General features: G+C 59.0%; 10 protein-coding genes and 1 tRNA gene. All 11 read left to right on the plus strand.

Annotated elements, in window-relative coordinates:
- A partial coding sequence (locus GHO41_RS27060; RefSeq protein ID WP_305977950.1) for a FimV/HubP family polar landmark protein occupies positions 1–1,015 on the plus strand: 1,015 nt, incomplete at its 5' end.
- Between the two features lie 204 nt (positions 1,016–1,219).
- Positions 1,220–2,044 (plus strand): tRNA pseudouridine(38-40) synthase TruA, encoded by an 825-nt coding sequence (gene truA / locus GHO41_RS27065; protein ID WP_153327458.1) that lies wholly within the window; start codon positions 1,220–1,222, stop codon positions 2,042–2,044.
- A gap of 63 nt (positions 2,045–2,107) precedes the next feature.
- Entirely contained in the window at positions 2,108–2,731 is a 624-nt protein-coding gene (locus GHO41_RS27070; protein WP_123748709.1) for a phosphoribosylanthranilate isomerase, read from the plus strand.
- A 271-nt stretch (positions 2,732–3,002) separates the two neighbouring features.
- The gene (accD, locus tag GHO41_RS27075; RefSeq protein WP_048369015.1) at positions 3,003–3,923 is read left to right on the plus strand and encodes an acetyl-CoA carboxylase, carboxyltransferase subunit beta; all 921 of its coding nucleotides are present in this window, start codon (positions 3,003–3,005) and stop codon (positions 3,921–3,923) included.
- A complete protein-coding gene (gene folC, locus GHO41_RS27080) occupies positions 3,920–5,227 on the plus strand; it encodes a bifunctional tetrahydrofolate synthase/dihydrofolate synthase (protein ID WP_153435133.1) in 1,308 nt (435 codons plus the stop codon). The genes accD and folC overlap by 4 nt, the downstream gene beginning before the upstream one ends.
- Positions 5,211–5,855, plus strand: coding sequence for an SPOR domain-containing protein (locus GHO41_RS27085; protein ID WP_048369017.1), 645 nt, complete (start codon positions 5,211–5,213; stop codon positions 5,853–5,855). The genes folC and GHO41_RS27085 overlap by 17 nt, the downstream gene beginning before the upstream one ends.
- Before the next feature lie 106 nt (positions 5,856–5,961).
- Complete coding sequence (locus GHO41_RS27090) at positions 5,962–6,519, plus strand: CvpA family protein (RefSeq protein WP_048369018.1); 558 nt, start codon at positions 5,962–5,964, stop codon at positions 6,517–6,519.
- 41 nt (positions 6,520–6,560) lie between these two features.
- A complete protein-coding gene (purF, locus tag GHO41_RS27095; protein ID WP_048369019.1) occupies positions 6,561–8,066 on the plus strand; it encodes an amidophosphoribosyltransferase in 1,506 nt (501 codons plus the stop codon).
- Between the two features lie 82 nt (positions 8,067–8,148).
- On the plus strand, positions 8,149–9,360 hold the full coding sequence (locus GHO41_RS27100; protein WP_048369020.1) for an O-succinylhomoserine sulfhydrylase: 1,212 nt from the start codon (positions 8,149–8,151) through the stop codon (positions 9,358–9,360).
- Positions 9,357–10,136 (plus strand): SDR family oxidoreductase, encoded by a 780-nt coding sequence (locus GHO41_RS27105; RefSeq protein WP_178110219.1) that lies wholly within the window; start codon positions 9,357–9,359, stop codon positions 10,134–10,136. The genes GHO41_RS27100 and GHO41_RS27105 overlap by 4 nt, the downstream gene beginning before the upstream one ends.
- A 92-nt stretch (positions 10,137–10,228) precedes the next feature.
- Positions 10,229–10,301: transfer RNA gene (locus GHO41_RS27110), tRNA-Val, on the plus strand.
- The last annotated feature ends 1 nt before the right edge of the window (position 10,302 follow it).

Genomic DNA, 10,302 nt, shown 5'->3' on the forward strand with positions numbered 1-10,302 from the left:
TCATGGAACTGGTGCTGCTGAATCAATTGCTCCGCTTCAACCAGTACTTCAGCGCCTGACTTGGCGGGTGGCTGCACCCGCCAAGTCAGGCGCTGAAGTACTGGTTGAAGCGGAGCAATTGATTCAGCAGCACCAGTTCCATGAAGCGGCCGGGTTGCTCGAAAGTGCCATCAGCCATGCACCGCAGCGCAGCGACCTGCGTTTGAAATTAATGCAGGTCTATGGCGAGTTGGGCGAGCGTGAAGCCTTTATCGCGCAAGAGCGCCAACTGGTTGCCAATGGCAAAAACTACGCCGAAGTGGCTCAGCTCAAGGTGCGTTACCCGGCCATGGCTGCGGTGGCGGCAGGGATTGTCGCGGCAGCGGTGGCTTCGCAGTTCCAGGCTGATTTCGTCAAAGAAATGATGCGCGACGACCGGGTTGTCGAGCCTGAGCCCGAACTCAAGCCGGCACCCGTGATCACGCCCCCAGTTGAAGAGTTTGACCACGACTTCGACTTGAGTCTCGATGATCTGGAAGAGGTCTCGCCGACCCGGGTCTCGCCTGAGCAGGGGCTTGATGATCTGGTTGAGGCGAGCGGGCAGAGCTTCGATGCGGTGCTTGAGCAACAGGCTGAAACCCAGGCTGCGTTGGACAAGGCAGCAGATTTTGACCTTGATCTGCCGGATGACTTTGATTTGTCCCTGGCAGAAGAAGCGCCAGCGGTGCCTGAAGTGCCGGACAGCTTCTCGATGGAACTGGACAAGGTAAACGCTGAATTGCAGCGCTTGTCCCAGAGCCTGGAAGAGCCGGCGATGGCCGAGCCGTTTGCCGGAGCTGTAGCGGGCGCTGACGAAGAGCCGGAGTTCGACTTCCTGTCGGGCGCCGATGAGGCCGCGACCAAGCTTGACCTGGCCCAGGCTTACATCGACATGGGCGACGACGAAGGCGCGCGTGACATCCTGACCGAAGTCATGGGCGAGGGCAGCCCGGAGCAACAGGCCGAGGCCATCGAACTGCTCTCCCGCCTGGCCTGACCCCTCCCTGTAGGAGCGAGCTTGCCTCGTGATCTTTTAAAAAGATCAAAAGATCGCGAGGCAAGCTCGTTCCTACAACGCTCATTTTGTTCGCGCCGGTCATTTGATTCATGGCGTCTTCGCGGGTGGGCCTTATAATGGCCGCCTTTGCGTTTATGAGCAGGCTGTAACTCCTTGGCAAATATAGATAACCCGGCAGCCGAAATGGCTGCTGAAGGCTTTTTCCGCATCGCCCTGGGCGTTGAATACAAAGGTTCGCGCTACAGCGGCTGGCAACGTCAGGCCAATGGCGTGTTGACGGTTCAGGAAACCCTTGAAAACGCGCTGTCAAAAGTCGCCGACTCGCCAGTGTCGTTGATGTGTGCCGGGCGTACTGACGCCGGGGTGCATGCCTGCGGGCAGGTGGTGCACTTTGATACCCAGGCCGAACGCTCGATGAAGGCGTGGGTCATGGGCGCCAATATCAATTTGCCCCACGACATCAGTGTCAGTTGGGCCAAGGTGATGCCGGCGAACTTCCATGCGCGTTTCAAGGCGATCGCCCGGCGTTACCGCTATGTGATCTACAACGATCCGATTCGCCCCGCGCACCTCAACCAGGAAATCACCTGGAACCACCGCCCGCTGGACGTCGAGCGCATGGCGCAAGCCGCGCAATACCTGCTCGGTATACACGACTTCAGTGCCTTCCGTGCTGGGCAATGCCAGGCCAAGTCGCCGATCAAGGAACTGCATCACCTGCGTGTGACTCGCCACGGGCAGATGATCGTGCTGGATATCCGCGCCAGCGCCTTTTTGCATCACATGGTGCGCAACATTGCCGGGGTGCTGATGACCATCGGTTCTGGCGAGCGTCCGGTGGAATGGATCAAAGAAGTGCTGGAGAGCCGTGAGCGTCGCTCAGGCGGCGTGACAGCGCATCCTTACGGGCTGTATCTGGTGCAGGTGGAATATCGCGACGAGTTCCCGTTGCCCGAGCGTTACATTGGCCCACATTTCTTGACCGGTTTTAGCGAACTCGACGGCTGACGCACGGGTAAGCATTTGTTAACATCCGGCACTTTCACGCTCGTGCTCAGGGGTATCGCTTACATGTCAGCCGTTCGCAGCAAGATCTGCGGGATTACCCGCATAGATGACGCACTGGCCGCCGTGGCCGCCGGGGCTGATGCGATTGGCTTTGTATTTTATGCCAAAAGCCCACGAGCGGTGACTGCCGCGCAGGCGCGGGCCATCATTGCCGCGCTGCCGCCGTTTGTGACCACCGTGGGTCTGTTTGTGAATGCCAGCGCCTGTGAACTGAACGAAACGCTGGACGCTGTGCCGCTGGACTTGCTGCAATTTCACGGCGATGAAACCCCGGAGCAGTGCGAGGGCTATCACCGGCCCTACATCAAAGCGCTACGGGTCAAAGCAGGGGACGACATTGCTGCAGCCTGTGCGGCTTACGCCTCTGCCAGCGGGATCTTGCTCGATACCTACGTTGAGGGTGTGCCGGGTGGAACCGGGCAGGCCTTTGACTGGTCTCTGATACCTCAAGGGTTAAGCAAGCCGATTATTTTGGCTGGTGGCCTGTCCGTGCAGAACGTGGCGCAAGCCATTGCTCAGGTGCAGCCTTACGCTGTTGACGTCAGCGGTGGCGTAGAAAAGAGCAAAGGCATCAAGGATCACGATAAGATTCGGGCCTTTATGCAGGCTGTACGCGCAACAAACTGATACTCGATGTGACGGTTGGCAGCCTGCCACCGTCCATCATTACCGCTTCGTGATACGGGCGGGCCCGGTGACATGACGGGCAGAAATTAAAGCGCCAACCGCTTCAGGGCGTGTTGTCGGGAAGGCTGAGGGTTGAAAGGGATGCGCTGGTTTGCCATGGCTGACCGCTGTTCCCGGACAATCATCGCCACACACTTATTGAATTAAGCTCAAGGGCATACACGGGGCCTGAACCGCAGTGTTCAGGTCGCCGGTACTGGAGAAAAAAAGCATGAGCAACTGGTTGGTAGACAAGCTGATTCCTTCGATCATGCGTTCCGAGGTCAAAAAGAGCTCGGTACCTGAAGGCCTGTGGCACAAATGCCCGTCTTGTGACGCTGTGCTTTACCGTCCAGAGCTGGAAAAGACCCTGGACGTTTGCCCCAAGTGCAATCACCACATGCGCATCGACGCACGTGCACGCATCAACATCTTCCTGGACGCTGACGGTCGCAACGAGTTGGGTGCTGATCTGGAGCCTGTTGACCGTCTCAAATTCCGCGACAGCAAAAAGTACAAAGACCGCATTGTCGGCGCGCAAAAGCAGACCGGCGAAAAAGACGCTCTGGTGTCCATGAGCGGTACCCTGCTGGGCATGCCGATTGTGGTGTCGGCGTTTGAGTTCTCCTTCATGGGTGGCTCGATGGGTGCCATCGTCGGTGAGCGCTTCGTTCGCGCCGCCAACTACGCCCTCGAAAACCGCTGCCCAATGGTCTGCTTCTCCGCTTCCGGCGGTGCGCGCATGCAAGAAGCGCTGATCTCCCTGATGCAAATGGCCAAGACCTCTGCGGTACTGGCGCGTCTGCGTGAAGAAGGCATTCCGTTTATCTCGGTATTGACTGACCCGGTGTACGGCGGTGTTTCGGCCAGCCTGGCGATGTTGGGTGACGTGATCGTGGCTGAGCCAAAAGCGCTGATCGGTTTCGCCGGTCCGCGAGTGATTGAGCAAACCGTTCGCGAAAAACTGCCAGAAGGCTTCCAGCGCAGCGAATTCCTGCTGGAGCATGGCGCCATTGACCTGATTATTTCGCGTCAGGAGCTGCGTCCGCGCCTGGGTAACCTGCTGGCACAAATGATGGGCCTGCCAACACCTGAGTTTGTGGCTGTGCCTGTTGAAACCGTCGTTGTCCCACCGGCACCTGCAAACCTATGACCCAGCGCACCCTTGGCGAGTGGCTCGCCTATCTTGAACAGTTGCATCCGGCTGCCATCGACATGGGGCTGGACCGCGCACGAGAGGTAACGAACCGCATGGGCTTGCAAAAGCCCGCGCCATGGGTGGTGACAGTCACTGGCACCAACGGTAAAGGTTCGACCTGTGCATTCGTTGCCTCGTTGCTGCGTGCGCAAGGGCTCAAGGTCGGGGTTTACAACTCGCCGCATCTGCTGCGCTATAACGAGCGTGTGCAGATCGACGGGGTTGAAGTCTCGGACTCGCAGTTGTGCGAAGCCTTTGAGGCGTTGAACGCCGGTCGCGGGGAAACATCCCTGACCTACTTTGAGATGGGCACGCTGGCTGCGTTCTGGCTGTTCGAGCGCGCACAACTGGACGTTGTGGTGCTTGAAGTCGGGCTGGGCGGGCGACTGGATGCGGTCAACCTGGTTGACGCTGACATGGCGCTGGTCACCAGCATTGGCGTCGATCACGTGGAGTACCTCGGTAATACCCGTGAATCCGTTGCCTATGAAAAGGCCGGGATTTTCCGCCAGGGCAAGCCGGCCTTGTGCGGTGATCTTGACCCGCCTCAACCTCTGCTCGACAAAGCCAAAGAGCTGGCTTGCCCGCTGTTGCTGCGCGGGCGTGATTTTAATCTGACCATTGCCGACACTGTCTGGCATTGGCAGGGGCGTGATGCACAAGGGCAAACGCTCGAGCTGCGCGATTTGCCGTTGCTGGATCTGCCCATGGAAAACGCAGCGCTGGCGCTTCAGGCGTATGCCCTGACGCAGTGGCCTTGGGATCCGCAGACGGTGATCAAGGCGCTGTTGGCGACCAAGGTCACCGGGCGTCTTGACCGTCGCCAGATCAATTGGAACGTCAAGCCGCTGAGCCTGTTGCTGGATGTCGGCCATAACGGCCATGCTGCCGAGTATTTACGCAAGCGTTTGCAACAACGACCGTTGGCGGGCAAGCGTTTGGCGGTGTTTGGTCTGTTGGCAGACAAGGATCTGGATGCCGTTGTGTCGCAACTCACTGGTGTTGTCGAGCATTGGGCAGTCGCGCCACTGAACACCGGGCGTTCGCGCCCTGCGGCTGAGTTGCAGGCTGCGCTGCAAGCGTTGGGCGCATCGGTTACCCCGTACGACAGTGTTGATGCAGCACTTGAGGCGCAGTGCGAACGGGCTACGCCGCAAGATGAAATTTTGCTGTTCGGGTCATTTTATTGTGTCGCTCAGGCGCTTGAATGGCTGGAGCGGCGCGCCAAGGAGGAGGCTGCAAATGGCTTTGCTGGATAAGGTATTCAAGCAGCGGATGGTTGGGGCGCTGGTACTGATCGCTCTGGCGGTGATTTTTCTGCCCATGCTGTTTTCGCGTCAGGATGAGCAGCGCCAGGTTCAGGTCGATGCGCCGACGGCGCCACAAGCACCCGTCATGCCTCAGGTTCAGGTAGAGCCTGTGCCGGTGCCAGAGCCGCAAGTCATTGAGCAAGAGCCGGAACTGCCGGTCGAGCAAGCCGTGGTTGCAGCGCCAAAACCTGCGCCTGCACCTGCTCCGGCGCCGGTTGCACCAGTGGTCAGCAAACCGGTAGCGCCCGCCAAGCCGCCTGCAGTCACGCCAGCGCAAACGGTGGCGCAGCCGCCAGCCAAGCTCGACACCACGCAAAAGCGTGTAGACCCTAACGGTTTGCCCATCAGTTGGTCGATCCAGTTGGTGAGTCTGTCCAATCGTGCCAGCGCCGATAACTTGCAAAAAACCCTTCGTAATCAAGGTTATAACGCTTACGTTCGATCGTCTGGCGGGATGAACCGGGTTTTTGTAGGGCCGTTGCTGGAACGTGCAGAGGCCGATCGGATGCGTGACATTCTCGACAAGCAGCAAAATCTCAAGGGTTTTGTGGTGCGCTTCCAGCCTGAGCGTGGCTAAGCGCATAAAAAGGTTGGGTCTGATAGCCAATGCACTGATAAATCGCCTGACTTGAGAGGCGGCGCTCTGCTAAAATGCGCCGCCTTATCTGTCTGTAGACTGAACTGTGCCATTTACCTGGGTTGACTGGGCGATCGTTGCAATCATCGCCATTTCTGCATTGATCAGCTTGAAGCGCGGCTTCGTAAAAGAAGCGCTGTCGCTGTGCACCTGGATCATTGCCGGGGTTGTCGCCTGGATGTTCGGCGGTTCGTTGTCACAGTACCTCACCGGATACATCGAAACACCTTCCGCCCGCATCATCGTCGGGTGCACCATCATGTTTGTCGCCACCTTGCTGGTAGGCGCAATGATCAACTTTCTTATCGGCGAACTGATTCGCGTCACCGGGTTGTCCGGGACCGATCGTTTTCTCGGCATGGCCTTTGGCGCTGCGCGTGGCGCGCTGCTGGTGGTCGTGGGGGTCGGGCTCTTGAGCCTGGGGCCGGTGCAGCAAGACTCGTGGTGGCAGGAGTCCAGGCTCATGCCACAATTTCTATTGGTTGCCGATTGGTCGAAAAACCTCATTTTGGGGTGGAGTAGCCAATGGTTGGCCAGCGGTATCAGCGCACCTGCTGATCTACCGTTCAAGGAGCACCTCTTGCCGGCTATCCAGCCCAAGTGAGCGGTGTTCAGTTCAGATCCATTAAGTAGGGGTTGCGTCGCATGTGTGGCATCGTCGGTATCGTCGGTAAGTCGAACGTCAATCAGGCGCTGTATGACGCGCTAACCGTCCTCCAGCACCGCGGCCAGGATGCTGCCGGTATTGTAACCAGCCATAATGGCCGGTTATTCCTGCGCAAGGACAACGGGTTGGTGCGGGATGTGTTTCATCAGCGCCACATGCAGCGCCTGGTTGGTAACGTGGGCATCGGCCATGTGCGTTATCCAACAGCAGGTAGCTCGACTTCAGCAGAGGCACAGCCGTTTTACGTCAACTCGCCGTATGGCATCACCTTGGCGCACAACGGCAACCTGACCAACGTTGAACAGCTGGCCAAGGAGATTTACGAATCTGACTTGCGTCACGTCAACACCAACTCGGACTCGGAAGTCCTGCTCAACGTCTTCGCCCATGAATTGGCGCAACGTGGCAAGTTGCAACCGACTGAAGAAGACGTTTTCGCCGCTGTGACTGACGTGCACAACCGTTGCCGCGGTGGTTATGCCGTGGTGGCGATGATCACCGGTTACGGCATCGTCGGTTTCCGCGATCCTAACGGCATCCGCCCGATCGTGTTCGGCCAGCGTCACACCGACGAAGGCGTCGAGTACATGATCGCTTCCGAAAGCGTGTCGCTCGACGTGCTGGGCTTTACCCTGATTCGCGACCTGGCGCCGGGCGAAGCGGTTTACATCACTGAAGACGGCAAGCTGCACACCCGTCAGTGCGCAGTAAACCCGCAACTGACCCCGTGCATCTTCGAACACGTGTACCTGGCGCGTCCGGACTCGATCATCGACGGCGTTTCGGTGTACAAGGCGCGTCTGCGCATGGGCGAAAAGCTGGCCGAGAAGATCCTGCGCGAGCGTCCAGACCACGACATCGACGTGGTCATCCCGATCCCGGACACTAGCCGTACCGCTGCGCTGGAGCTGGCGAACCACTTGGGCGTCAAGTTCCGCGAAGGCTTCGTTAAAAACCGTTACATCGGCCGTACCTTCATCATGCCGGGCCAGGCTGCACGTAAAAAATCCGTGCGCCAGAAGCTCAACGCCATCGAACTGGAGTTCCGTGGCAAGAACGTGATGCTGGTCGATGACTCGATCGTGCGTGGCACCACCTGCAAGCAGATCATTCAGATGGCCCGTGAAGCGGGTGCGAAGAATGTTTACTTCTGCTCGGCAGCCCCGGCTGTACGCTACCCGAACGTGTACGGCATCGACATGCCAAGCGCCCACGAACTGATCGCCCATAACCGGACTACCCAGGACGTGGCTGACCTGATCGGCGCTGACTGGCTGATCTATCAAGACCTGCCGGACCTGATCGAAGCGGTCGGTGGCGGCAAGATCAAGATCGAGAAGTTCGACTGCGCGGTGTTTGACGGCAAGTACGTGACCGGCGACATTGACGAGAACTATCTGGACCGCATCGAGCGTGCGCGCAATGATGCCTCCAAGGTGATTGCTCAAGGCGTCGGTGCAACGATAGGCTTGTACAACAACTAAGCTTCAACACACCGGCCCTGATGGGCCGGTTTGCATTGTTCTTACTTAAAAGCATTTATATACAAGGCAAGGAGTGGGCAGCATGAGTCAGGATTGGGATGCCGGTCGGCTGGACAGCGACCTCGAGGGCGTAGCGTTCGACACCTTGGCTGTGCGTGCTGGCCAGCACCGTTCGCCAGAAGGCGAGCACGGTGATGCAATGTACCTGACCTCCAGCTACGTGTTCCGCACGGCTGCCGATGCGGCGGCGCGGTTCTCGGGTGAGGTCCCGGGCAATGTTTATTCGCGTTACACCAACCCTACGGTGCGTGCGTTCGAAGAGCGTATCGCGGCACTGGAAGGGGCGGAGCAGGCCGTTGCCACGGCAACCGGCATGGCCGCCATTTTGTCGGTGGTGATGAGCTTGTGCAGCGCTGGAGACCACGTGCTGGTTTCGCGCAGCGTCTTTGGTTCGACCATCAGCCTGTTCGAAAAATACTTCAAGCGCTTTGGCATTGAGGTGGACTACGTGCCGCTGGCCGAACTGCAAGGATGGGATGCGGCGATCAAGCCGAACACCAAATTGCTGTTTGTGGAGTCGCCGTCCAACCCCTTGGCGGAACTGGTAGACATCACCGCGCTGGCAGAAATTGCCCACGCCAAGGGTGCGCTGCTGGTGGTCGACAACTGCTTCTGTACGCCAGCCTTGCAGCAGCCGGTCAAGCTGGGCGCTGACATCGTTGTGCACTCGGCGACCAAGTTCATCGACGGCCAGGGCCGTTGCATGGGCGGTGTTGTGGCGGGGCGCAGCGAACTGATGAAAGAAGTCGTCGGCTTTTTGCGCACTGCCGGGCCGACCCTGAGCCCGTTCAACGCCTGGATCTTCCTCAAAGGTCTGGAAACCCTCAACCTGCGTATGCGCGCGCACTGCGCCAGCGCCTTGGCTCTGGCCGAGTGGCTGGAGCAGCAGGACGGCGTCGAGAAAGTTCACTACGCGGGCCTTAAGAGCCACCCGCAGCATGCATTGGCCCAGCGCCAGCAGCGCGGCTTCGGTGCAGTGGTCAGCTTTGAAGTCAAAGGCGGCAAAGAGGGCGCCTGGCGCTTTATCGACGCCACCCGCCTGATTTCCATCACCGCTAACCTGGGTGACAGCAAAACCACCATTACCCACCCGGCGACCACCTCCCACGGTCGTCTGGCGCCACAAGAGCGCGAAGCGGCCGGCATCCGTGACAGTCTGATCCGCATTGCGGTCGGCCTGGAAGACGTAGCTGACCTGCAAGCTGACCTGTCGCGAGGCTTGGCCGTACTGTGACCGAATGGGCGCTTGAATCAGCGATTGAGGGCAATGGCCGTGTAGCACTGGTGACCGGTGCTGCACGCGGCATTGGTCTGGGGATTGCGGCGTGGTTGATCAGTGAAGGTTGGCAAGTGGTGCTGACCGACATTGATCGTGCGCGTGGCTCAAAAGTGGTCAAGGCGCTGGGTGACAGCGCCTGGTTCGTGGCCATGGACGTGTCGGTCGAGGCCGACGTGATTCAGTGTGTGGCCCAAGTGTTGGGGCAGTTCGGGCGTCTGGATGCGCTGGTATCGAACGCTGCGATTGCCGATCCGCACAACATGACCCTTGAAAGCCTCGATCTGGATCACTGGAACCGCGTACTGGCCGTCAACCTCACCGGGCCGATGCTGTTGGCCAAGCACTGTGCGCCTTATTTGCGCGCGCATTGCGGTTCGATCGTCAACCTGGCGTCCACCCGCGCCCGCCAGTCAGAGCCAGACACCGAGGCTTACGTGGCGAGCAAGGGCGGGTTGCTGGCGTTGACCCATGCGCTGGCCATCAGCCTTGGGCCGGAGATCCGCGTCAATGCTGTCAGCCCCGGCTGGATCGACGCACGTGACCCTTCTGTGCGCCGCGCAGAGCCGTTAACCGACGCCGATCACGCGCAACACCCGACTGGCCGGGTAGGGACCGTTGAAGACGTGGCGGCGATGGTCGCCTGGTTGCTGTCGCGCAATGCCGGTTTTGTCACCGGGCAGGAGTTTGTCGTGGACGGTGGCATGAGCAAGAAAATGGTTTATGACGAGTAACTGAGTTTTTTTGCTTTTTTTGAAAAAAACTCAACCTTGTCCTTGACTTAGCTTCAATACCTGCGTAAATTTCGCGGCCTCAACGAAGCAAAGGGTGATTAGCTCAGCTGGGAGAGCATCTGCCTTACAAGCAGAGGGTCGGCGGTTCGATCCCGTCATCACCCAC

This window comes from Pseudomonas sp. FSL R10-0399 (assembly GCF_009600165.1).
Taxonomy (GTDB): Bacteria; Pseudomonadota; Gammaproteobacteria; order Pseudomonadales; family Pseudomonadaceae; genus Aquipseudomonas; species Aquipseudomonas helleri.

Bases quoted from the DNA above. Each gene is read 5' to 3' on its own strand.
- truA (WP_153327458.1), top strand. From the start codon at position 1,220: ATGGCTGCTGAAGGCTTTTTCCGCATCGCCCTGGGCGTTGAATACAAA.
- GHO41_RS27070 (WP_123748709.1), top strand. From the start codon at position 2,108: ATGTCAGCCGTTCGCAGCAAGATCTGCGGGATTACCCGCATAGATGAC.
- accD (WP_048369015.1), top strand. From the start codon at position 3,003: ATGAGCAACTGGTTGGTAGACAAGCTGATTCCTTCGATCATGCGTTCC.
- folC (WP_153435133.1), top strand. From the start codon at position 3,920: ATGACCCAGCGCACCCTTGGCGAGTGGCTCGCCTATCTTGAACAGTTG.
- GHO41_RS27085 (WP_048369017.1), top strand. From the start codon at position 5,211: ATGGCTTTGCTGGATAAGGTATTCAAGCAGCGGATGGTTGGGGCGCTG.
- purF (WP_048369019.1), top strand. From the start codon at position 6,561: ATGTGTGGCATCGTCGGTATCGTCGGTAAGTCGAACGTCAATCAGGCG.
- GHO41_RS27100 (WP_048369020.1), top strand. From the start codon at position 8,149: ATGAGTCAGGATTGGGATGCCGGTCGGCTGGACAGCGACCTCGAGGGC.